Origin of the sequence: Methylovirgula sp. (assembly GCF_037200945.1) — a bacterium.
Taxonomy (GTDB): Bacteria; Pseudomonadota; Alphaproteobacteria; order Rhizobiales; family Beijerinckiaceae; genus Methylovirgula.
Genome location: NZ_JBBCGP010000001.1, coordinates 663,487 through 685,095, shown reverse-complemented (window position 1 = coordinate 685,095; position 21,609 = coordinate 663,487). Strand labels below are relative to the sequence as shown.

Genomic DNA, 21,609 nt, shown 5'->3' with positions numbered 1-21,609 from the left:
ACCCTCGTGGCACAGCTTTTATATCTTTCAACCGGCGCACAAGAGGCCGTGGAGAGGATCAGACCGTGGATATCGGAATCTAGTCCTATCAAGATTGGCGAAATCTATGGCGACGATCTTTATAACCTCGCCGGCTATGATGGGTTGTTGATCGGATCACATGTCGATCAGCGTCGGCTTGCCGCCCATAGCGATCGACTTGCGACCTATCTCGAAAACGGCGGCACCATTGTCGCCAATGGTCATATTGCTTATCCGTTTCTGCCGCGGATGACGCCGTTCCGTCCGATTCCTAATTATCGAGTCGAAGATCTTATCGTGCGCCGCCACATTGCTCATCCAATCTGGGAGGGCGTCACGGTAGAGGATCTTTCGCGAAGACGCGGCGTCACCGGATTTTACGCACGCGGCTGGCATACGCCCCCGGACGGCGCTGAGGTTGTTCACACGCTCGGCGATGATACGCGCCCGATAGATTTCATCTATCGGGTCGGAGCCGGTCGAGTTTTGTTTCACGGCGGCAACGACTTCTGGTCTTTCGACGACGGCACCACTTCGGCGAGGCGTATAATGCCGCAGTTACTGGCATGGGTGTTGTCGAAAGGTGGCGCATGAATCTCGCGATTCTAGATGGCGGAACGCATTACCACCGCGAAGCAATTTATGGCGACCGCTACCGCTCTCGATTCGATCGCGCCATTTACGCGCCCGATCTCGTGCTCGCTGATCTCGAAGATGTAGGACTTCTGATCGTCCCGGATCGGATCGATCCGGTTCTCCTACGGCGGCATAGGGCGCTGTTAGACGACTTTCTCAGGCGTGGGCGCACATTGGTGGTGCTGGGCGGAAATGAGGCCGAGACATGGGTGCCGGGTGTCGATTGGGCGTTTCGGCCGCTGAACTATTGGTGGTGGCTGGATAAGGATGCCGTACCCGTCCAGCAACTGGTCACGCCCGAGCACGAGCTTTTTCGTCATCTGCCGTTCGCGGATACGATATGGCACTTTCACGGTATACTTTTGCCGCCTACTGGTGCCAAAGCGCTAATCACGGTGCCGGGCGATCCTGGAAATGGTGATCTGGGAGGCGCGCTTATTTATGAGGACTGCGTGACCACGCCGGGACGGCTCATCATTTCAACGCTTGACCCTTTTTATCACCACGGTAGCCATTTCATGCCCGCGGCGACTCGCTTTCTCGACGGGTTTTTGAACTGGGCCCGCCACATAAGCTGAGAACATCGGTCGTGCCTCTGAAGTTTTGGCCGTTTAGTCTTAAGTCGGCTCTTATCGCGCCTTTATCGGGCGCGCCGGACCTAGTCAAAAATACCGCCTAGCTGGGTCTGGTCGGCAAATCGACTTCACCTTCCATCACCTTGTCGAGATTGAGCAGTGCGCTTACCAGGGCGAGCCGCGCCCTGCGGACGTTGACGCCTATTACCAACGGCCCTAGGTTTTGACCGTTGCCCATGACCGGGTGGTTATCGAGGCCACCCGTTCGTGATCGTTGGCAAAGAAGTTCCAGGCGTCGCAGCACGTAGATACGCTCTCGTCGTAGGTTTCGTACACCGTATTCGAAAGCTTGTTGCCGCGCAGATATTCCCAGACATTTTCAATCGGGTTCAATTCGGGCGAATAGGCTGGAAGCTTCATCAGCGTCATATTTGCCGGAACATTCAAATCTTTTGCGATGTGAAATCCGGCCCCGTCGAGAACCAGGACCGCGTGGGCGTCGTCCGCAACTTTGCGACCAATAAGATCGAGGTGGACCGAGACAGACCGAGCGTTGAGAAAGGCACCACGCCCACCGCCTCTCGCTTCGCCGGACACGCCGCACCCAGGATATAGGCCCAGATCCTGCGCTGATCGCGTGGTGCAGGCGGACGGCTGCCGCGCTTTGCCCAGACCCGCGTCAGTGTGCCTTGTTGTCCGACCCGCGCTTCGTCCTGCATCCAGATCTCGATCGGCTTACCGCGCGCGTGTTCGGGTAAAGCCGCGGCTACATTGGCTGCGAACTCTTTTTAAAAACCTCCTGCGCGGCCGGGTCCGCCTTGGGGTTGAATGGACGTACCGAAAGCCGGCGATAGCCAAGTGCGTCGAGAAGCTTTCCAACCGTGCGTTCGTGCAAGACGAGCCCGAAATCCTGCTTAAGCCGATCCCGCAAATCAGCGCGCCGCCACCGCACGACTTTGTCTTTGCCGGCCTGCGGACCCGCCTCCACCAACGCGATCAAGCCTTGCTTCTGCTCAGCCGTCAGCCTCGATGAGCGGCCCGGCGGGATCTTGTTTTCCAGGCCGGCAAGTCCGTCCGAATTATACCGATGAACCCAATCGCGCAGCGTCTGCCGATCCATCCCACAATTGCGCGCTGCTGTCGTTCGATCCGCCCCTTCCATCACCAGCACCAGCGCCAGCATCCGCCGTGCGGCCGCCGCGTTCTTCGATCGCGCTGACGCCTGCCGCAGCTCAGACGCTGACAAATCCAGACGAGTCACTGCAATCCCAGCCATCACACGCCTCCAATTCCACCGTCGCCGATCGAATCAGAATTTCGCACCCTTGGGAATCCCCACCCGAGTCATCCCCTCGGGCCGCTGGTATGAGAGCCGTTCGGTTTGGCCGGCAGCCGCCAGGAACTCATCCAGCATATCCGGGCAGTTTCGAACCAATTCGAGAAAATAATCGCCCGAGGGCGCGTTGTGGCCCGAAAACCAGTTCTTGACGGTTCTCTCTGTCGCGCCGGTCCAGCGCGCGACCACTTTGATTGCTGACGACCGCTCTCCTACGGATCTGCGCAGGACACGCGCCACAAGGAGGGCGAAGCGCCCATCCTCCTGGGGCTTTTACAACCGACGCAATGGTGAGCGCCGCACTCGGTTTCCAAGAGTTGGCTACGGTCCGTGCTGCTTTGAAGACCCTTGCGAAAGTCTGAATTCCGTTCGCAGCAACCGGGTTTCTAGATCTGCAAGACCCTGAAGACGCCGCAGCCTCGGTGCATTTAGTTCGCAATTTGCTCATCAGAAAGGGGGCGCTGGTGAAATTGACACTCATAGGCGATCTCCACTGTGAGAGGGCTGTCGAGATGAATACAAAAATGTCGGCCCGTCGGGGGCGGCCTCGCAAATTTGATCCTGATGTCGCCGTCGCGCAGGCGTTATTCCATCGCCATGGCTATGATGCGGTAAGCCTTAAAGACTTGACCCGAGCGATGGGGATCAACTCACCAAGCCTATATGCGGTGTTCGGAAGTAAGTCCGCGCTCTTCGTGCGAGCATTGGAGCTATATACCCGAAGGGACGCCATTCCAGTGCAGAGGATATTGGTTCCCCACAGGTCAACCGAGCAGGGCATTCGGACGCTTTCGAGGAGGCTGCGCGGCGGTACACGTCACATCACGAGAAGCGCGGATGCCTCGCATTTGAAAACACGCATTGCGGGGATCCAATTGTACAAAAGGCTGCGGAAGCCTCGGGAGCCGCTACGAAAGGGCTTATTTGTGCATTTGCTACTCTCTGCATTCAGCTGGCCTCCTAGCGAGAAGCTATATGCGTGAGCTTTTATCGAATAGACTGACTATATTCACCGATTTCGTCAGCTTTTCTCACGGATTCTCATGCGACGAATGCCTCACTCAACGCTCTACGTGTCTTTGAGGTGGCCTGCCGGACGCGCAGTTATGCGGAAGCGGGCGCCGAACTCGGCCTCACGCATGGTGCGGTCAGCCGTCAAATCGCGCTGTTAGAAATCCAGCTTGGTCAGCGCCTATTTGTGCGGACCGGTCGCCGCATGACGCCGACGCCCGCAGCGCGCGTCTTCGCCGCTGAGGTCAGCCTATCGTTCGACCGCATAATCGCTGCTGCCGAGGCATGCGGATATCCTCCCGCGCGCTCCGTTGTGCGTGTCAACGCACCGACGACGTTTGCCATGCGTTGGCTCATTCCACGGCTTGAGCGGTTTCATGCTGAACAGTCGGATGTTGAAGTCGCTGTCACCACGGCGACGACCCTTCGCGACGAACTGCGTGGCGGCTTCGATGTCGCTATCCGGCGCGGGGTGGCGGAGCAATCCATGTGGCCGCAGTATCGCGCGTTACATTTCCTTGATGAGACCGACACACTCATTATCAGCCCAGCTCTTTATGAACAGGCTCCGCTTCGTCAGCCCGCTGACATCGCGGGCCATGTCCTGCTGGGAAGCGAGACCAGGCCTGGCGATTGGGCTGACCAGCCTCAGCGGCCGGGATCATATCGCGAGCGGTCATCGTGAATGGTTGTGATGGTTGCGCGTGTCTTACGCGCTCCTGTCAAAATCTTCTCTTGCCCGTTCCATCGATGGCCAGTTTTCCGTGATCCAGCCGGTGAACACCTCGAGCGGATGCAGCATACTTTCTCCCATGTCGGTAAGCGCATATTCGACCTTTCAATTACCCACATTTGACGTCGGATTTGAACGAGGCGCCGGGGGCGGGATCTTGTATTGGCGGAATCTGTTGTGATTCGTTGTTGAGCACCTGATTCGAAATCACGGGGTGCTCAATGGGTTTGAAGTTGAAGGAGCGCGGGGCGGCGTCTATTCAACGACTGACATCCGATATCGAGACGTGGATTGATCGGGAAGTTGCGGGATGCGAGTTTAAGGACGAGCGTCTTGGGCGACGGTTTTGCAAATTGCTCGGGCAGATCGGGAGCGACATGGGTCAAAGCATCCCGCAGATTTGCCGGGATTGGGCCAACACGAAGGCTGCCTATCGCTTTTTCTCCAACGAACGGGTCAACGAGGCGGATATTCTTCGCGGCCATTTCGAGGCGACGCGTGGGCGCGTGACCGAGGCAGAGGGACCGATCCTCGTCCTCCATGACACGACGGAATTCAGTTTCAAGCGCGAGAAGCCGGATTTGATTGGCTTTACGGGTAAGACGGCAGGGCGCACGCAGTGCGGTGTTCTCATGCATTCGAGCCTGGCCGTGACGACCGAGGGGCTTCCGTTCGGCCTGACTGCCATCAAGTTCTGGACGCGCAAGAAGTTCAAAGGGACGACGGCGCTGAAGCGAAAGGTCAATCCGACGCGGGTTCCGATCGAGCATAAGGAGAGCATCCGCTGGTTGGAGAATTTGCGGCAATCGACCGACCTTCTCGCTGCCCCCGGACGATGTGTTCATATTGGTGATCGCGAGAGCGACATTTATGAGCTGTTTTGCTTGGCTGAGGAGGTTGGAACGCATTTTCTTGTGCGAACCTGTGTTGATCGGCTTGCCGGGGACGGCAATCATACAATTGCCGACGAAGTGGACGAGATTACGATCAAAGGCCTACATCGGATCGAAGTCAAAGACAGCAATGGTGATTCAGATGAAGCACTTCTCGAAATCCGTTTCTGCAAACTTCGAGTCCTCCCACCAATTGGCAAGCAGAAGAAATATCCAGCGCTTAATCTAACCGTGATCCATGCTCAAGAGCGAGGAATGCCAAAGCGACGAAAGAAGATCGAGTGGAAACTTCTCACCAATCTCCCAGTTAAATCGCGTAAGGACACCATCGAGAAGCTCGAATGGTACGCGATGCGGTGGAAAATCGAGGTCTTCCATAAAATCCTCAAATCAGGCTGCAAGGCGGAGGAGTCGAAACTGCGGACCGCTGAGCGTCTAGTGAATCTGATCGCGGTTTTCTGTATTGTGAGTTGGCGCGTCTTCTGGATGACGATGCTCAATCGTTCCACGCCGAATGCGCCGCCGCAAATGGCGATGACCGAGATCGAAATTAAGCTTCTCGATCATCTAGTGAAAGATCGGAATGGTGATAGTACTCGGCGAAAAACGCTCTCGCACTACGTCGTTAAAGTAGCGCGGCTTGGAGGATACTTAGCGAGAGCCAGCGATCCACCTCCGGGAAATATCGTGATATGGCGCGGTCTATCCAAGCTAACGGATATCGAATTGGGTGCTGCGATCGGGACAAAAATTTATGCGTAATTGAAAGATATTCGACTCGGGGTGGAACTTCTGGAAAATAATGCCGTGAGACCAGGCCATTACGTTGGAGCATTCGCAAGGTCAGCGTCAGCATCCGCTGAGATATTCCTTGAACACCATATTTGATTTCTGAAAATCTGGCGCGGTGCCCCGGCACCCCCGCCAACATCGATATGACAAGAATCGTCCACTTGTCACCGAGATGGGTAAGTACTTCGTGTGGAGCGCATGACAACACTTGTGCGTCACGCGGTTGAGGCTCCTCTTTCAACGCCGACGACATGGGTTATCTTCCCATAACCGACGCACAAAATCGTGCCGTCTTGTGCATGACCCTTAGCAGTATATCTTCGTAACCTTCAAGGGTTATGAAAGAGAACTACATGAGGCGAATCGGGATCATTGGCGCCGGCCATGTCGGAGGCGCGTTGGCCAAACAGCTTGTCGGACTTGGATATGCGGTCCAGATCGCGAACTCGAAGGGCCGGCATAGCCTTCAGGAGTTCGCGACGGCCACAGGCGCCAGGCCCATTGACATTGCAGATGTTTCCGCGGGGGTTGATGTTCTCATCATTGCCATCCCGCTCGCCCGGGTTCGTGATTTGCCAAAATCGGTCTTCAACACGCTTGCTGAAGGCGCGATCATTGTTGACGCGGGCAATTATTATCCCCTGCGCGATGGCGTGACCCCGGAAATCGATCAGGGCCTCCCAGAATCCCAATGGGTCTCTCAGCAGCTCGGCGTTCCGGTCGTCAAAGCGTTCAACAACATCATTGCGTCCAGACTTGTCACTGAGGGCAAACCTGAAGGCGACCGGCACCGTATTGCCTTGCCGGTAGCTGGTGACGATTTGCCATCCCGAAGTGCCATCATGGAGCTTGTCGAGGCGCTCGGGTTCAGCGCGTTCGACGCCGGCCCAATAGCTGAGTCCTGGCGCCAGCAGCCGGGACAGCCGGCTTACTGTACGGACCCTACCTCCGCGGAATTATCGTCGCTGCTTGCGCGCGCTGACCGGAGAAAAGCAGCGAGCAACCGGGATAAGGCGGCGAAGATACTCGCCAAGCTGCCGTCGAATTATCCGGTAGATCAACTTGTCAGGGCCTCAAGATTTTCGTCGGGCTTGGATAGGCTGAGGCCAACAAGCTGGCTTGTGATGCTGCGCCTGGGTCTGACGATTCTTCGAGCTAGAGCATTTTCGATAAACGCAGAGTCGGTTTGAGGATTTACGGGGTAGACTTTGTTTGGCTCCCTGTTCCTGTTGATTGGGGGTGATGATGACGAGGAGCTTGAGCGCCGACCTTTGGACGCGTGTGATCGCCGCGATTGGAGATGGGTTTCGACGCGGGATGCGGCACCCTGCTTCCGGATCGGGATCTCTACGGCTGAGGCCTGGTATCGCCGCTCCGACGCGGAAGATGGGCGCCGACTGCTCGCATAAGTTCCTTGAAGAACATCCGAAAGTTGTTGCGTAGCGGACTGCCGCAGCCATGGGGAGGCGCGGGAGGTGATGATATCGAATAAAGATCTGAGAAAATAATAAAGTTCTGACATTCCGAAAGACCTGACATTCGCGCGCGCGGGCAGCGTGAATTAAAGACCTGACATTTTCATTTTGCTCTTTTCGGCTTGTTAGCTTTCGGCAAAGCGAGTCATCCGAGCTAGGCAAATTCGAGGTCTCAGTGCTCGCGGCGGTCGCGCGGCTGCAAGACAATGCTTACGGCGTTTCCGTCATGGATGAGGTCAGCAAGCGAGAAGGCCGCGAGATCGGTTATGGAACGGTCCATGTTACGCTCGATCGCTTGCAAGCGAAGGGCTTTCTAAGCTCGAAAATGGGCGAGCCATCGGCGGAACGGGGCGGCCGTCGCAAACGCTATTTCAAGGTCACGGGTGAAGGTCGGAAGGCCCTTGCTGAATCTTGGAACAGGCATCGCGAGACCTTTGCTGATCTAGGCGCGATGCTCCCGAGCCCGGCGGAGGGCTAAACGTATGTCATTCGAAATCTGGGTTAAAAATTTCACTGATCGCCAGGAAGCTGAATTGAAGGTCCTCCACGCTCCAGCTGAAGAGACGCACCTGCGATTTCGGGAACTTTTCGATACCCAAGCGGATGCTATTCGCGCCGCCAAAAAAGCGGACGCTATCCGGGCCGCCAAAAGAATTGCGCGAATCAGCGATCACTTGGAAGCGGAGATCATCCGCACGCCAGTCAAGCAAAACCCGTCCGCAATTGGATTCTATCTCGTTGATCTGCTTCTCTCGCCCGAAGATGCAGAAAGCGCATTGGCAAATCTGGATGAAATATTCCAGCGCCGGGTCGGTTCGAAACCGATCTACGCCCGATTATGGTTCTGTGCGCAGGCAATTCGCATCGTCACAACAAGCCTAATTCAAATTATGCGCCCCTCGCGCGAAAAGGCTTAAGCGTCGGGCTCAGGCCACAATGCCAATTCTAGGCGCTGCGGCACACTCAGCGCACTTGGAAGCGCATCGGTAAAGCGCGCCGATAGGCGGCGGGAATTTTATGCGGTGGCGCGTCCTCGAATCGCAGATAAAGGCTAAGATCGGCGCATTGCAGAACGGCGGCCCGCATCTTCTCGGCTATGTCGCGTACTTCTTCCAGTGTCAATTTGACGTAACCGAACTTTGAAGACCCTTTGTTGACGCGCTTCGTCAGATACATTGTGTCTTTGGGTGCGAAAAGCCCCGGATACCTTTGTGCATGAAGCAATTGGTTGTGACAGTGTTGGCACCAATCAAAGTAGTCGAGAAGGTTGTTCATTGAAGCAATCACATTCGCCCGCGTATGATGCGCGGCGAAGAAGTCCTTCATTACTTGGATTTTTTCTTTTCAGGGATACCCGAAAGATTGGGCAGGCTCGCGTCGGGGTTCTGGCGTCTAGCAACTATGCCAAGCAGACCCTCCACGTAGGTATCAAGAGACGCAAAAGTAACTGCGATCACCCCCAGAGCGTGCAGGGAAGATTTTTGTCCGGGATTAAGTTTGCCGCATACATAGGAAGATTCCGATCGGAGAAGTCGGACGTAGAAAATTTCTGAGCGGCCGCTTTGTCGTCTCTATAACCAAAGAGCGTCGGATTGGAATCGACCCGAAGCTGTCATTCCAATGATGCTTAAAAGTGGACATCCCTCACTCCAGGGAACGATCAACTCCTGGAAATTTATTGTAGCGTGCTCAAAATATTTCATTCGTTTGCGGGCAGAATCGGCCTTCGCTCGGTAAGTGTGGCTTCGCTCAGACCCGCACCGCCACGCCATGTCGCGACTGCGGCGATCAGATAAAGGATCGCCGAGAAGCTGAAGGCGAAGATGAGGCCGTGTTTGAACGGTTCTGACATGAGGCCGGGAAAGAACGTATTGCCGGTGAGCGTCGCGACGCTCGCCGGCGGCAACGCATGAAGCACGTCGGCGGGGATCAACTCGCCCATCGGATTATAGCCGAGAAAGGCCGTGAACAGGCTCGCGACCGGCGGCAAATTCGCCACCTGATGTGCCACGCCATAGGGCACATGTTGGGCGAGAAGCCCTGTTTCCATGCTCTGCGGCAGTGTCGCGGCGAGCCCAATCAGCATCAAGCTGAAGAACACGCCGATCGATAGCACTTGCCCGACATTGGTGGTCGTGGCCCGCATACCCGATGCTTGGCCGCGCTCGAGCGCGGGCACGGAGTTCATGATCTGCGTCGCGTTCGGCGCCACAAAGAGGCCGGAGCCAAGACCATTGAGAAACAGGAACGCGGCAAACATCGTGTAAGAAAAATCGGCCGGCAGCGTCATCAAAGCGATAAAGCTTGCCGAGCCGATGAGCATGCCGCCGACCGCGAACGGCACGCCGCCCAGGCGATCCGACAAATAACCTGAGGCCGGTCCGGCAAGCAGAAAGCCGATCGTCAACGGCAGCATAAAGATCGCCGACCAGAGCGGCGTTTCCTCAAAGGAATAGCCGTGCAGCGGCAACCAGATACCCTGTAGCCAGACGATGAGCATGAACTGCAGGCCGCCGCGCGCGATGCCGGAGGCGAGATTGGCGAGGTTACCATAGGCGAACCCCGGAATCCGAAACAGCCGCAAATCCAGCATCGGCTTCGTCGCGTGGCGTTCGATGAACACGAAGGCGACCAGCGACAGGCTGCCGATGGCAAACAGCACGAGGACCTTGGGGCTGGTCCACGCCATAACCTGATCGCCGTAGGGCTGCAGACCATAGGTGACCGCTGCGAGGATCGCGACGAGACCGATCCCGAAACTGATATTGCCGCCCCAATCGATCTTGTGACTGACCCGCGCCGGTGTGTCGCGCAGTTTCCAATAGGCCCAGATGGTCCCAACAAGGCTGAACGGCACGTTGATCCAAAAGACGAGACGCCAATCCTTATCGGCCAGCAGCCCGCCGATCAAAAGACCGGCGAACTGACCGCCGATGGCCGCCACGACATTGATGCCGAGCGCGAACCCGCGTTCATGCGCCGGAAAAGCGTCCGTCAGCAGCGCGGTGGAATTGGCCATGATCAGCGCGCCACCGACGCCCTGGACGATGCGCACCACAATGAGATAGATCGCCGCGAAATCGCCGTGCTCTGGCAAAAGGCTGAGCGCGATCGACGCTGCCGTGAAAATCGCGAAGCCGAGATTATACATACGTGCGCGGCCGAACTGATCGCCGAGACGCCCGAACGCAACAACCAAAACCGCTGTCGCGATCATGTAACCGATGATCGTCCAGAGGAGATAATTGATGTTGGCAGGGTCAAGCGCCTTAAGGCCGATGCCGCGAAAGACTGCCGGCAGGCTGATGAGGAGAATCGAACCGTTGATGGCGGCGGCCAGCATGCCAAGGGTGGTATTGCTGAGCACCATCCATTTATAGCGTGCGGATCGCTCGGGCTCTGGCTTCGTCATAATGGGTTGTTTGGGTCGTGTTTCGTCCGGCGGGAGAATTACATTATATGAGGATGGGCTCAGATATCGGTATATGAGGATGTCCTCAGGAAAGACAAGACCAAACTTGACGCAGCCCCGCGCCCCCGCGCGGGAGAAGGGCCGCGCGCGCGTCGCCGCCTTGATGAGCGCGGCGGTAGCGACGCTTGTGGAAAGGGGCTTCGAGGCGACGACGATGACGGAGATAGCCGCGCGGGCCGGCGCCTCGATTGGCACGCTCTATCTCTTCTTCGCGACCAAGGACGTGCTGGCGCAGGCGATCCTCGCCGAAACCGCCGGGGATCTATCTGCCCGGCTCGATGGGCTAAGCGAGCGGGCTGCCGGTTTAACCCCTGCTCAGATCGCAGACGCGTTATTTGCCGAGCTCGCGGCCTTTTTGGACGAGCATCCGGTTTATTCCATTCTGCTTGACGTGCCAGGCGATGAAGGATGGCGGCGCCCGGTGCGCGCTCGACGCCGGCAGCAAATATCGGCTCTGTTTGCGCAAGCCAAACCGGCTTTGCCGGCGAAACAGGTTGAGCGGCTTGCCGTGATCGTGCCCCAGCTCATGCGCATTGCGTTTACGCTCGACGCCAAGCAGCGCATCGGAGTTTTGGAAGAGTTGCGCTTGATGCTGAGCCACCATTTGACGGCAGCCGTGACCTAATTTCCCAAAAAATCGACTTTAATCGCATGGTTCTTGGCCATCCGCAGATCCGCGGCAAGGGTGGGCTAGAACTTTGCCCACATCCATCATGTCCCCGTAGTCAAAGACGAACTACGGAGAACATCAGTGACGAAAAAGCGTATTGGTTATCGTGGAATAGTTCGGGCGGGGGTGACGGAAACGATCATTCTGTAGGGAGGCGTCACCGTGACCCCGTTGAATGTCTGCAGGCCGCAGCCGTCCTGACCACCCCCCGCACGGCTTCGGAAGCGCGCTGCGGATCTTTCGCGAAGTTGCCTCCGGATTCATGGCCGCCCTTGCTCGCAATATCGCGTTGCTTGTCCTCGTCCATCGAAGCGAAGCCACGATTGGAAGTGTTCGAATGCTGATTGGCCATTCTCTTCTCCTTTCGTTTACGATGCTGCCTAAACGAGGTGTCTGGATAGGCGTTCCACCAAACGGGATTGCTTTTCTTTCACGTTCGGTACGGCTCGCTCAACGTTTCGATCGATACTCAACAACCGCTTCGTTAGCTTGATACTAACGTTTTGTGACGATATACACGGCTGTCAAATGGAGAACTGTAAATTGGTCAAGAAAGCAACTACAAAGAAAACCATTGCAAAGAAAGCCGCGCCCGCGAAATCAGCGCGTCGCGTCATCAAGCCGTGGACGAAGGATGATGTCCGTAGTCTCAAGGCGCATTCCAAGGCCCGCACCCCGGTCGAGAAGATCTCGAAGGAAATGAAGCGTACGGTTGGCGCGCTGCGACGCCGGGCCGGCATTTTGGGAATTGGACTAGGCGAGCGTCACTAACAGCGATTGCTGATGTTTTATAAGAAGCCGCCTGCGGGCGGCTTTTTTATTGGGCACACGCATCGACGGCATAACGAAGGCGGCGCTAGCCATCCGTAGGCAGCAAGAGACGACATCGACAGCTTCATACCGCGCTCTCAGATCGATGATCTGTATTCAACACCAGTTATTACGTTGTTCCGGACGCCGAAGTCGGGCAGGAAGCCTTCAGCGTCATTCGCGAGGCGATTGGGAGCAAGAAGATGGCGGCGACCGCTCGCGTCGCCCTTGACACATCATGATGTTGACGAAGCATATTTGCCGGCGGCGGAATAGGGTTGTTGGGTGCGATCGGTCCGCTTCGATTCCCACATCTCTCGGATCAGGCCGCCGGCCGCAGCACCACTTTGGTCCAGCCGTGCTCCCGGCAGTCGAAATGCTTGTAAGCGTCCGGCGCCTTATCCAGCGACAATTCGTGCGAGACGAGAAACGAGGGCTTCGCCTTTCCCTTTTCGATGAGCGCGCCAAGCCGTCGATTATAGGCTTTGACCGGCGTTTGCCCCGATCCCATCCGCAGGCCCTTCTCGAAGAAGAGACCGAAATCGAACGCAATCTGCCCGTGCTGCATGAGCTTATCTTTCGATTTCGGGTCCTGCGGCACGAAGACGCCCACGACGCCGAGCGCGCCGGTCGCACGGACGGATTTGACCAGCTTGTTCATCGTATCGTTGGGCACCTCGTGCCCCGCCGGGTCGTGACATTGCCAGCCGACACATTCGCAGCCCTTGTCGGCGCCTTCGCCTTTGGTGTGTTTCATGACCGCGTCAACCGGATCTTCCTTGGAATCGTCGATCGGGATGGCGCCGATTTGTTCGGCCAACCGCAACCGATCGGGATGACGGTCGACGATCATCACCTGGCTCGCGCCTTTGATCATCGCCGAATAGGCTGCAAACAGCCCAACCGGGCCCGCGCCGTAAATAACGACGGATTCACCGCTCTTCAGGCCGGCCAGCTCCGTCGCATGCCAGCCCGTGGGCCAGATGTCGGTCAGCATCACGTAATCGGTTTGCTTTTCCTGCGCGTCGGGCGGCAACACGAAACAATTGAAGTCGGCGTAAGGCACGCGCAGCAATTCCGCCTGACCGCCGGAGAACGGGCCCATCTCCGCATAGCCATAGGCAGCGCCGGCCTGGCCCGGATTGACGGTAAGGCAGGCCCAGGTCATGCCGCTTTCGCAATTCTTGCAGAAGCCGCAGCCGATATTAAACGGCAGGCAAACCCAGTCACCGACCTTCACCCGATCGACGGCCTTGCCGACGGCAATGACCTGGCCAAGATTTTCATGGCCGAGAATCTTGCCTTTTTCGACGCTGGTTCGGCCCTCAAACATGTGAAGATCGGAGCCGCAGATGTTGGTCGCGGTGATTTTCACCAACGCGTCGGTTTCTTTCTCGATCTTTGCGTCGGGAACATCCATGACGCGCACGTCCCGTGGGCCGTTATAAACCAAGCCTTTCATGCCAAGCTCCTGCCGTGTTTGGTGGTTCTGCGCCCCAACGAAAGGGGGAATGGCAGGTTCCGAGATTCTGGAAAAACCCGCTTCTACTCCAGCCGCGCCGTCGACGTCCGGCCTGAGGGCAGAAAGGGCTGGCGCTGATGGAGACGCAAAAAAAGCCCCGACGACTCTCGCCGGGGCTTTTCAATTATCAATGCCCGAATTATTGGTGCTGCGCTCCAGCAGGGGCGTTCCCATTGGGATTAGAAGAACCTGGCGCGGTCTCTTGATAGCCGCCGGACGATGAATTCGTCGATCCGGGAGCGGCTGCGCCGCCGTTTGCGCCAGAGCCGGTGCCTCCTGATCCACTGCTGGCTCCGGTCGCACCGCTGGACGCTCCACTTTGATCAGCGGGGGGAGCGCCAGCGCCACCAGCATTTTGGGCCATCGCGCTGGAGGCCAGACCCAATGTCAGAACCGCCGCAACAGCGGTGACTTTGCTTATACGCATCGCATTCTCTCCTCTTATTGTTAGCAAGCACCAATTCGAGAGAGCACGAGCAGTTCCTTCTTTTGGAATGTCGATGGACTGGCGTGGACTACATCTCAGAAATGCAGAACTTGGCGTGGACCGGCGCGTCCATGCTGAAGAAGCAGCCGTGCATCCCGCGTCCTTTAGGGTCCGGTGTATCGGTTCCGGACTGCGTCCAAGTGTACGCGCTGTTCGTCGCATGTTGCGTGGGTGCGGACTCGCGATGGTTGTCCAATACCGCAAGCGCGGCAGTCATAATGACGCCTAAAACGATTATCGCCGTATGCTTTATGGCAGTACTCGTCATCGCAAATTTTGACCCTGACCAGAGCTTCACAGGCCGAGGCAAAATCCGTGCCTATCTGTTTCTAACTGCCGGGAACTGCCTCGTCTGCTTGGGATTTATAGCGCGTCACGCTCAACGCCCAAGGAGACGCCAATGGCCAACTTTCAGGACATCTCGCGGGAGCTGCTCGCCAACGAAGCTCGCAACCTCCACGCCATTCAGAAAAATGCCAAAGCAATGATGAAACGAGTAATCGACAGGCTCGACGATTATCCTGAGGCCAAGCAACGCTTGATTGCCCACCTCTCTGACAAGAACAATGAGATGCTACGGCTGGAGCATATCCTCGCCGATCTGGGGCAGGACGCGTCTTCCTTCAAAGATTCTGCCATGTCGATGATGGGCGGGATGGCCGGCGCCATAGCGGGCGGATTGGAGGATGATATCCTTAAGTCGAGCATGGTGACTTACGGCCTCGCCAGCTACGAAATCTGCGCTTACGAAGGGATGATCTTGCTGGCCGGGAAAGCTGACCAGCCGACCGCCATTCCATTGCTCAAAGCCTGTCTGTCGGAAGAAAAAGCAATGGCCGAGTGGTTACACGAGCACTTGGCGCCAACGCTGGAGCGTTATCTCAAATTGCGTAACGAGAAGGGCCACGAAGCCGCGCATTAGCGGACCCTCTGCTAGGTTCACGATTTGAGTGTCCAGAGGACCCTCCGGCGAAAGGGGCACAAAAAACCGGCGGCCGGAGCCGCCGGAAGTGTGCTCAAGGGATTTCCCATTACCTTGAGGATCTAAGTATTTCGCGACCACCGGTGGCGCGGGCGGCCGGCGCCTCATCGAATTTGTAGCTAAAGCCAGCCTGCACCCGATTGTCGGTATCGTGGTTGCGGAGAGGAAAACCCACTGGAAGCACCGTGCTATAGCCGACGTCGTAATGGCCGTAATCGGTGTAACGATATTCGGCCCGAACCGACCAATTGTTGTCGATGGCGTATTCGATGCCACAGCTGTCCAGCCGACACGGCCAGTCTCATGGCCTTCTTCGAGCCTTGCGAGGATGAAGATGCTGTTGCGGATCGAGCCGAAGGCGGCGCCGCCTGTGCCATAGATCGAAGGCCACGCCGAGACGGCAGGGATTGAGGCATCGACCTCCGTACGGTCGCGTAGTCCAAGAAGCCCAGCAAACACTTCGGAGCCGGTACAGCTTGCGGCGCTCACATCGGCGAAGCGATCCTGCTGGACTTTACGCGACGGCCTAATTGCGACGCTATCGAGCTATTGCGGATTCGTCGGTGATGGCGACCCATTCGGAGACGCGGGCTGCACGCGCTGGCTTGGCGTAGGAGCCATTTGGTTCGGCGTGCCAGACGGAGCCACCAACCCACTATTTGCCGCACCGCCGACTGAATTCTGCGAGGCCGCGCCGCCGTCGGTTGGGCCCGCTCCGGATGTTCCGGCAGCGCCCCCGGCTGCCCCGCCCGCAGCAGCGCCGCCAGCGGCTCCGCCCGTCTGCGCAAACGCATTGCCATAGGCCACAAACGAAAGCGCAGTGATCAATAACACGATCTTTGGAAGTCGCATCAAATTCTCCTACCGGTTCGTAGAGCGCTTAATGCGAAGCGGAACGGCATGTTCCATCACGGATATTTGCCGTCATTATACCCCGGCGTTCCCAGCGCGGTTAAAAGGCTCGGCGCCCCGTAGCGGGGGTAGGGTAGCCCCCTATTGAGCGAGGCGATTGGCCGAAGTGATCCTCACGCGGCAGGCCCGCTTAAGTTTTGCCCAAGAGCCCGACAGGCGAATTCCGCGAGACGGTTGGGATCTGTCTCTCCGTCACGCAATAGATGAAGGATAGCAAGCGCAATCCTTTCCGTTTGCGGATCGTTTCTGTCGCTGATGCCAAAAATAACCAAGGCGCGTTCGTAGGCTTCCGTCATTGCCGATGCCTCAAGCGGCGTAAACGTCGAACTTTGAATCAGTCGATAAATGGCCATCCGCCCTCCTGCGAAAGTACTGACGACTAAGGGTTGTCCCTCAGAAGCTAGAGCGTGTCTTTAATAAAAGACATAGGCTTCAGAAGGAATATCAAACGGGCGGCACGGATGCGCTGCCAGCAGGCCGTCCCTACCGGGCGATACCAATTGAACTTTCCTCGACCTTTCGGTGTTCGACTGCAATTATTGCGAGCCACGGCAATGCCCAGACCGGATGTCGACATGCGGCGAATGAGCGACCTTTTTGCGGAAGCAAGATTGATCGCGAATCGGCGTGATTGGCCATTAATCGGGCGCGCCTTAGACCAAGCTGAGACGGCATTACTGCGCGTGGAACCGAATGACGGGGAAAGGGGCCGGGTTGAGTACCGCCCGACGTTTGAAGTTTGCGAGCCAGAGTCTGGCGAATGAGCGCAGCGTTTTTGGCCCGAATTATCAACGTAGTTGAGGTCGAGGCCAAGCTCGCGGACCTTGGCCCGCCCGGTGCGACATGACTCAGCCGCGCAGAGTTAAAGTTGCCTATGGCGACGGCCACTGGCTTGCCGAGATTGCGCCGGAGTTTGACGAGCCGTTCGATTGCGCCCGTTTAGCGGATCTGGTCGCGGTCGTGCAGCGTCAGTGGGGCAGCGAGACGCTACTGTTCGTTGTCGATTGGGTGGCGGTCGACGGACTCCTGAACGCGGAGTTGCAGTTCCCAGAAGCGCAAGAAGAGCGGGGCGCTCATTGTTTCGTCGGAGGAATACGGGTAGCCGAGCCAAAGCCCGTGTGCTCGCTCAGCTTCGTGGCTGGCGAGGCATTAAGGCGTGGCGGCCGTTCATCGGAAGAGGTCCGCGCATCCGCGTGCGGACCTCATTTGCGTCGAACACACCCGCGTTCCCCGGATCCCGCGAGGCAAAGCCCTGGTGTCCTGCCTAGCTATCGAAGCCGGTCGACGTTGCCTCTGGCTCCCACGTCGACATGTCTTGTTCAAAAGCGGCAAACTTGGCGCGCGCCCGCTCGTAGGCGTCCTTGCCAAGCAAAAGATGAAGCGGGGGAGACTCGGAATCGATTGCTTTCAAGAGCACAGCAATCGCCTTGTGCGGATCGCCAGCCTGGTTGCCGTTGTTGCTAGCGCTGAAGTGGCGCGTTTGCCCCACGGTGTCAGCGTATTCCGGCAACTCGCGCTTTGCAGTGGCAATCGACCGACCGAGAAAGTCCGTTCGGAACGCGCCGGGCTCAACAATAATCACCTTGATGCCGCACGGGGCGACCTCTTGGGCGAGGGCTTCTGAAAGACCTTCGACAGCGAATTTGGTACCGTTATAGAATCCGAACCCCGCGCGACCGGCGATGCCGCCAATCGATGACACGTTGACGATCCTTCCATGGCCTGACGCGCGAAGGGTGGGCAACGCGGCTCGGGTCGTCTCGATCAGGCCGAAAACGTTCGTCTCGTACATTGGCCGATATTCTTCGGGAGTAGCCTCTTCGATGCCTCCGACGAAGCCGAATCCGGCATTATTGACCAGGATGTCCAGGCCGCCGAAGTCGGCATGCGCTAGATCAACCGCCGCTGCGGCATCGCCATCTTTTCTCACATCCAAGGCTATTCCGCGAGCTGACCTCGAATACCTCGATACCAAATCGTTGAGTGTCTTTGGGTCGCGAGCCGTGGCAACGACATTGTCGCCGCGTTCAAGAGCGGCTTCTGCAAGGATTCTACCAAAACCGCTTGAGCAGCCTGTGATCAACCAAGTCTTCGTCAAGACCATCTCCTTTGAAGGGCGCAGCGTGCTCATCGGATTTTTATCAGGTAATCCCGCTACCATCGCTTGTATCGAAATACAGAGCCGGCTCCAGGCGGCGGCTGACAACCCGTCAGAGCGGCTAAGGTTCAGAAACCGGTTCGCTGACCGACTTATGACCATCGGAGCGCGTCACCAACCAATATACAGTGCCCAGCGCCAAAATAGTCGCTGCCAATGCAAAGAGGCGCATTGCATCGGCTTCACCCATGTCAAAGATAATGAGCTTCCTGCATATCGCGAGGATCGCGATTATTATGATCGAGCGCATCTGCACCACCGTATCCTGACGCTGGGCGACCACGAGCAGGGATTTCTTGAATTCGAGTGCGATGAGAACTGTAAAGATCATCCCGAAGACGATTTGGAATGTACTATAGTTCGATGGATCGAGTCCGCCGGTCATCACCAGACCGAACAAAATCTTCAAGACCAGCTTCCACATCGCGGCGCCGACGACGATCGCGATGAGTCCGATCAGTATGAGAATGATGAGATGCTCGTAACGCTGGTAGAGTGACAGCGAGCGAAACTCGTCAGCAATCTTCTGAAGACTTCCCTTGATCGACACGGCACTTCCTCACCGTAGTTGCATTGCCCTTGATGGGCGGCGGCCGACCGGACGCCGGCCGCCGCGCTTGATCCTACCACCAGCCGCAGGCGCGCGGATGCCAATAGCACCGGTTGCGGCGCCAGCCCCAGCCATATCCGTAATATCCTGGCCCCCAGCCGGGTCCCCAAGCCCGATAGACGCCCCAACCGGGTCCCCAACCTCGATGCCAGCCCCAGCCCGGCCCCCAACCGCCGCGCCAAAACACGGGTGTGGTCGCGCGCCCGGCATGCTGGGGGCCGTCCGGCTGAGCAACCGGCATCCGCGGATGCCGCATTTGAAGACATCACTCCCAGAGCGATCGCCCCGGCCAGAAAAGGTCCGATCGCCTTCGATTTGCTCGTCATTTCCGGTCCTTTCTCTTTCCTTGTTTGGCTAGGTTCGGATATGGCCGCCGGCGCCGCCACGACGGCGATGCCGGCGAACCGCTTATGAAATCAGGCTGCCTGTCGCGGTGCTTCGGCGTTGAGTGCGGTAAGCTGCTCATTACCGGTGTTGCCGCCGCCAATCTCGATCTTGCGGGGCTTCATTGCCTCCGGGACGACGCGCTTCAGTTCGATGCTGAGCAGACCGTTTTCGAAGCTCGCATGGCCGACCTCAATAAAGTCAGCGAGCTGGAAGCGACGCTCGAACGCACGGGTCGCAATGCCACGATGCAGGTACTCGCCCTTGTCATTATCGTCGGCGCGCCGGCCAGTGACCGTAAGCTGGTTCTGCTGAGCAACCACCTCAATGTCCTGCGGTGCGAAGCCGGCGGCTGCGAGTTGGATGCGGTAATGGTCTTCGCCTTCCCGAACGATATCGAAGGGCGGATAGCCGTCAGCCACGTCGGGCCGCGTGCCAGTCTCAAGCAGATCGAAAAGACGGTCGAAGCCGACGGTGGAACGCCGATATGGCGTGAAGTCAAACATGGTCCTCATTTCCAAATCCTCCGTGTGAAGCGATCTGGGCATGAGGAGCGCCGGTGAGGGAGACCGACGCCCCTCTATGTCCCACCGGACCCGAACACGGCGCCCGGCGGTGTTCGAGGTAGGAAATGGACAATGCGCGTCAAGAGGCCGAACTTAAAAAAATCGCTGCCATCGAACACGCGAGCCATGACGATGCAGAGGCCTGGTATCGAGGCGCGCCAAACTTATTAACGCGTGCCCACAGGATCTGAATCCCCGTGCCTAAAGGGTTCTCCCCAAAAGGGGACCATTCCAATCCTGCAAGGGGGGAAGAGCGGCGCAATGACCTCAGCAGAGACTGCAACGGAACTTAGCTGCGGCTAGACGGTTAGCTGGTCCGCAAAACCTAGCCCGAACTGGACGACGAAAATCGCGCAAAATATTGTTTCCCCCGAGGCACGTGCGGCCGGCCTCATTCACACGAGAAACCTCAAGATGGCGCGCTCGGCGCATGCTTACGTGCGTGGCAATACACTCAAATTCTACGAGTGGTTAGAAGGTTTAAAGCACGGCACACTTCCTGACGGCCCCCCGATTTGGATTTGCGGTGATTGCCATGTTGGCAACCTCGGGCCGGTCGCAAATGCAAACGGCCGGATAGAGGTCCAGATTCGTGATCTCGACCAAACCGTCATTGGAAATCCCGCGCATGATCTCATCCGCTTGGGACTGTCGCTTGCATCCGCCGCCCGCGGCTCGGACCTACCAGGCGTGACGACCGCGAAAATGATTGAACAGCTCATCGAAGGCTATGAAAAAGCTTTCGAGCCGGATTTCCAAGACGACGTCGATGTCCCTGAGCCTGAGACCGTGCGCCTTGTTACCAAGCGGGCGTCCGCAGCTTCTTGGAAGACGCTGGCGCAGGACCGCATCGAGGATGTTGATCCAACTATTCCGCTGGGAAAAAAATTCTGGCCCATCACCGATGATGAAAGGCTCGAGCTTGAAAAGCTTTTTGACAACGAGGAAATCAAAAGGTTAGCGACAATATTACGCTCGCGCGATGACAGTGCCCGCGTAAAACTCCGTGATGCGGCCTATTGGATGAAGGGATGCAGTTCGTTGGGCCGCTTAAGATACGCCGTCCTCCTCGAAGTTGGTGCAAAGAAGGGCAGCAACTCAGATTATTGCCTCATGGATATTAAGGAAGCGACGCTATCAGCCGCGCCGCACACGCAAAATGCGAAAATGCCTGCGGATCAAGGTGAGCGCGTGGTCGCCGGCGCCCGACACTTGTCTCCTTTCTTGGGCAAACGCATGAGAGCGATACACTTGAGGGGAAAATCCGCCTTCGTGAGAGAACTTCTGCCACAGGATCTCAAGATCGAAATTGAGCGATTAACTCGACAAGAAGCTGTCTCGGTGGCTCGATACCTCGCAGCTGTCGTTGGAAAGGCGCACAGCCGCCAGATGGACGCCAAGACGCGCCAAAAGTGGCTTGACGACCTCCGCGGTAACAGATCGCAAAATCTGGACGCTCCAAGTTGGCTTTGGAGCAGTATCGTTGATCTCCTAGCGGATCATGAAAAAGCTTATCTCGAACATTGTCGAAAGTACGCGCTGGAAGACGCTTGATGCTTGATTC

The 21,609-nt window shown here is 57.3% G+C and carries 22 protein-coding genes and 2 pseudogenes; 12 read left to right on the top strand and 12 right to left on the bottom strand.

The features are described 5' to 3' along the window. Window positions 1-6: 6 nt before the first annotated feature. Both WDN02_RS03210 and WDN02_RS03205 read left to right on the top strand, forming a co-directional pair. On the top strand, window positions 7-615 hold the full coding sequence (locus tag WDN02_RS03210; RefSeq protein WP_337292128.1) for a hypothetical protein: 609 nt from the start codon (window positions 7-9) through the stop codon (window positions 613-615). After that, entirely contained in the window at window positions 612-1,235 is a 624-nt protein-coding gene (locus WDN02_RS03205) for a hypothetical protein (RefSeq protein ID WP_337292127.1), read from the top strand. Before WDN02_RS03210 ends, WDN02_RS03205 begins: the two co-directional genes overlap by 4 nt. A gap of 213 nt (window positions 1,236-1,448) precedes the next feature. Here WDN02_RS03205 and WDN02_RS03200 read toward each other — a convergent pair. After that, window positions 1,449-2,508: pseudogene (locus WDN02_RS03200) on the bottom strand (IS630 family transposase). A 33-nt stretch (window positions 2,509-2,541) separates the two neighbouring features. Beyond that, a complete protein-coding gene (locus WDN02_RS03195) occupies window positions 2,542-2,757 on the bottom strand; it encodes a hypothetical protein (protein WP_337292126.1) in 216 nt (71 codons plus the stop codon). Between the two features lie 323 nt (window positions 2,758-3,080). Between WDN02_RS03195 and WDN02_RS03190 the strand changes: the two genes are divergently transcribed. The 3 genes from WDN02_RS03190 to WDN02_RS03180 all read left to right on the top strand — a co-directional run bounded on the left by WDN02_RS03190 (window position 3,081) and on the right by WDN02_RS03180 (window position 5,967). Next, window positions 3,081-3,551, top strand: a complete 471-nt coding sequence (locus tag WDN02_RS03190; protein WP_337294850.1) for a helix-turn-helix domain-containing protein — start codon at window positions 3,081-3,083, stop codon at window positions 3,549-3,551. Window positions 3,552-3,652: 101 nt separating this feature from the next. Beyond that, window positions 3,653-4,264: a LysR substrate-binding domain-containing protein gene (locus WDN02_RS03185; RefSeq protein ID WP_337292125.1), complete on the top strand. Its 612-nt coding sequence runs from the start codon at window positions 3,653-3,655 to the stop codon at window positions 4,262-4,264. 269 nt (window positions 4,265-4,533) lie between these two features. Next, a complete protein-coding gene (locus WDN02_RS03180; RefSeq protein ID WP_337292124.1) occupies window positions 4,534-5,967 on the top strand; it encodes an IS4 family transposase in 1,434 nt (477 codons plus the stop codon). A 7-nt stretch (window positions 5,968-5,974) separates the two neighbouring features. Here the strand turns inward: WDN02_RS03180 and WDN02_RS03175 are convergent. Beyond that, window positions 5,975-6,250: pseudogene (locus tag WDN02_RS03175) on the bottom strand (helix-turn-helix domain-containing protein); the annotation flags it as partial. A gap of 85 nt (window positions 6,251-6,335) precedes the next feature. On the opposite strand from WDN02_RS03175, the gene WDN02_RS03170 reads away from it, so the two are divergent. The 3 genes from WDN02_RS03170 to WDN02_RS03160 all read left to right on the top strand — a co-directional run bounded on the left by WDN02_RS03170 (window position 6,336) and on the right by WDN02_RS03160 (window position 8,389). Continuing rightward, window positions 6,336-7,187 (top strand): NAD(P)-binding domain-containing protein, encoded by an 852-nt coding sequence (locus WDN02_RS03170; protein WP_337292123.1) that lies wholly within the window; start codon window positions 6,336-6,338, stop codon window positions 7,185-7,187. Window positions 7,188-7,647: 460 nt separating this feature from the next. Continuing rightward, on the top strand, window positions 7,648-7,950 hold the full coding sequence (locus WDN02_RS03165) for a PadR family transcriptional regulator (protein ID WP_337292122.1): 303 nt from the start codon (window positions 7,648-7,650) through the stop codon (window positions 7,948-7,950). Window positions 7,951-7,954: 4 nt separating this feature from the next. Next, window positions 7,955-8,389 carry a hypothetical protein gene (locus tag WDN02_RS03160; protein WP_337292121.1) on the top strand — a complete coding sequence of 145 codons (435 nt, stop codon included), beginning with the start codon at window positions 7,955-7,957 and terminating at the stop codon, window positions 8,387-8,389. A gap of 46 nt (window positions 8,390-8,435) precedes the next feature. Here WDN02_RS03160 and WDN02_RS03155 read toward each other — a convergent pair whose 3' ends face one another. Both WDN02_RS03155 and WDN02_RS03150 read right to left on the bottom strand, forming a co-directional pair. Further along, window positions 8,436-8,798 (bottom strand): hypothetical protein, encoded by a 363-nt coding sequence (locus WDN02_RS03155; RefSeq protein ID WP_337292120.1) that lies wholly within the window; start codon window positions 8,796-8,798, stop codon window positions 8,436-8,438. A gap of 373 nt (window positions 8,799-9,171) precedes the next feature. After that, a complete protein-coding gene (locus WDN02_RS03150; protein ID WP_337292119.1) occupies window positions 9,172-10,884 on the bottom strand; it encodes an MFS transporter in 1,713 nt (570 codons plus the stop codon). 106 nt (window positions 10,885-10,990) lie between these two features. On the opposite strand from WDN02_RS03150, the gene WDN02_RS03145 reads away from it, so the two are divergent. Next, window positions 10,991-11,569, top strand: coding sequence for a TetR/AcrR family transcriptional regulator (locus WDN02_RS03145; RefSeq protein ID WP_337292118.1), 579 nt, complete (start codon window positions 10,991-10,993; stop codon window positions 11,567-11,569). Between the two features lie 202 nt (window positions 11,570-11,771). Here the strand turns inward: WDN02_RS03145 and WDN02_RS03140 are convergent, their stop codons facing one another. Beyond that, entirely contained in the window at window positions 11,772-11,966 is a 195-nt protein-coding gene (locus tag WDN02_RS03140) for a general stress protein (protein ID WP_337292117.1), read from the bottom strand. Between the two features lie 191 nt (window positions 11,967-12,157). On the opposite strand from WDN02_RS03140, the gene WDN02_RS03135 reads away from it, so the two are divergent. Continuing rightward, complete coding sequence (locus WDN02_RS03135) at window positions 12,158-12,385, top strand: hypothetical protein (protein ID WP_337292116.1); 228 nt, start codon at window positions 12,158-12,160, stop codon at window positions 12,383-12,385. Window positions 12,386-12,746: 361 nt separating this feature from the next. Here the strand turns inward: WDN02_RS03135 and WDN02_RS03130 are convergent, their stop codons facing one another. Continuing rightward, complete coding sequence (locus tag WDN02_RS03130; protein WP_337292115.1) at window positions 12,747-13,886, bottom strand: glutathione-independent formaldehyde dehydrogenase; 1,140 nt, start codon at window positions 13,884-13,886, stop codon at window positions 12,747-12,749. Between the two features lie 947 nt (window positions 13,887-14,833). On the opposite strand from WDN02_RS03130, the gene WDN02_RS03125 reads away from it, so the two are divergent. Continuing rightward, a complete protein-coding gene (locus WDN02_RS03125; protein WP_337292114.1) occupies window positions 14,834-15,355 on the top strand; it encodes a DUF892 family protein in 522 nt (173 codons plus the stop codon). A 109-nt stretch (window positions 15,356-15,464) separates the two neighbouring features. On the opposite strand, the gene WDN02_RS03120 is transcribed toward WDN02_RS03125, so the two are convergent. The 5 genes from WDN02_RS03120 to WDN02_RS03100 form a co-directional block, all read right to left on the bottom strand. After that, on the bottom strand, window positions 15,465-15,674 hold the full coding sequence (locus WDN02_RS03120; RefSeq protein ID WP_337294849.1) for a hypothetical protein: 210 nt from the start codon (window positions 15,672-15,674) through the stop codon (window positions 15,465-15,467). Between the two features lie 766 nt (window positions 15,675-16,440). After that, on the bottom strand, window positions 16,441-16,680 hold the full coding sequence (locus tag WDN02_RS03115) for a hypothetical protein (protein ID WP_337292113.1): 240 nt from the start codon (window positions 16,678-16,680) through the stop codon (window positions 16,441-16,443). A gap of 911 nt (window positions 16,681-17,591) precedes the next feature. Further along, window positions 17,592-18,458 (bottom strand): oxidoreductase, encoded by an 867-nt coding sequence (locus WDN02_RS03110; protein ID WP_337292112.1) that lies wholly within the window; start codon window positions 18,456-18,458, stop codon window positions 17,592-17,594. An 88-nt stretch (window positions 18,459-18,546) separates the two neighbouring features. Continuing rightward, entirely contained in the window at window positions 18,547-19,035 is a 489-nt protein-coding gene (locus WDN02_RS03105) for a phosphate-starvation-inducible PsiE family protein (RefSeq protein WP_337292111.1), read from the bottom strand. Between the two features lie 476 nt (window positions 19,036-19,511). Then, the gene (locus WDN02_RS03100; RefSeq protein ID WP_337292110.1) at window positions 19,512-19,994 is read right to left on the bottom strand and encodes an Hsp20 family protein; all 483 of its coding nucleotides are present in this window, start codon (window positions 19,992-19,994) and stop codon (window positions 19,512-19,514) included. Between the two features lie 399 nt (window positions 19,995-20,393). On the opposite strand from WDN02_RS03100, the gene WDN02_RS03095 reads away from it, so the two are divergent. Beyond that, the gene (locus WDN02_RS03095; protein WP_337294848.1) at window positions 20,394-21,599 is read left to right on the top strand and encodes a DUF2252 family protein; all 1,206 of its coding nucleotides are present in this window, start codon (window positions 20,394-20,396) and stop codon (window positions 21,597-21,599) included. Window positions 21,600-21,609: the final 10 nt, after the last annotated feature.

What these genes read in the sequence shown, in the direction of transcription:
- WDN02_RS03205 (WP_337292127.1), top strand. Translation starts at nt 612, where the DNA reads ATGAATCTCGCGATTCTAGATGGCGGAACGCATTACCACCGCGAAGCA.
- WDN02_RS03190 (WP_337294850.1), top strand. Translation starts at nt 3,081, where the DNA reads ATGAATACAAAAATGTCGGCCCGTCGGGGGCGGCCTCGCAAATTTGAT.
- WDN02_RS03180 (WP_337292124.1), top strand. Translation starts at nt 4,534, where the DNA reads ATGGGTTTGAAGTTGAAGGAGCGCGGGGCGGCGTCTATTCAACGACTG.
- WDN02_RS03170 (WP_337292123.1), top strand. Translation starts at nt 6,336, where the DNA reads ATGAAAGAGAACTACATGAGGCGAATCGGGATCATTGGCGCCGGCCAT.
- WDN02_RS03160 (WP_337292121.1), top strand. Translation starts at nt 7,955, where the DNA reads ATGTCATTCGAAATCTGGGTTAAAAATTTCACTGATCGCCAGGAAGCT.
- WDN02_RS03155 (WP_337292120.1), bottom strand. Translation starts at nt 8,798, where the DNA reads ATGAAGGACTTCTTCGCCGCGCATCATACGCGGGCGAATGTGATTGCT.
- WDN02_RS03150 (WP_337292119.1), bottom strand. Translation starts at nt 10,884, where the DNA reads ATGACGAAGCCAGAGCCCGAGCGATCCGCACGCTATAAATGGATGGTG.
- WDN02_RS03140 (WP_337292117.1), bottom strand. Translation starts at nt 11,966, where the DNA reads ATGGCCAATCAGCATTCGAACACTTCCAATCGTGGCTTCGCTTCGATG.
- WDN02_RS03130 (WP_337292115.1), bottom strand. Translation starts at nt 13,886, where the DNA reads ATGAAAGGCTTGGTTTATAACGGCCCACGGGACGTGCGCGTCATGGAT.
- WDN02_RS03125 (WP_337292114.1), top strand. Translation starts at nt 14,834, where the DNA reads ATGGCCAACTTTCAGGACATCTCGCGGGAGCTGCTCGCCAACGAAGCT.
- WDN02_RS03115 (WP_337292113.1), bottom strand. Translation starts at nt 16,680, where the DNA reads ATGGCCATTTATCGACTGATTCAAAGTTCGACGTTTACGCCGCTTGAG.
- WDN02_RS03110 (WP_337292112.1), bottom strand. Translation starts at nt 18,458, where the DNA reads ATGAGCACGCTGCGCCCTTCAAAGGAGATGGTCTTGACGAAGACTTGG.
- WDN02_RS03100 (WP_337292110.1), bottom strand. Translation starts at nt 19,994, where the DNA reads ATGAGGACCATGTTTGACTTCACGCCATATCGGCGTTCCACCGTCGGC.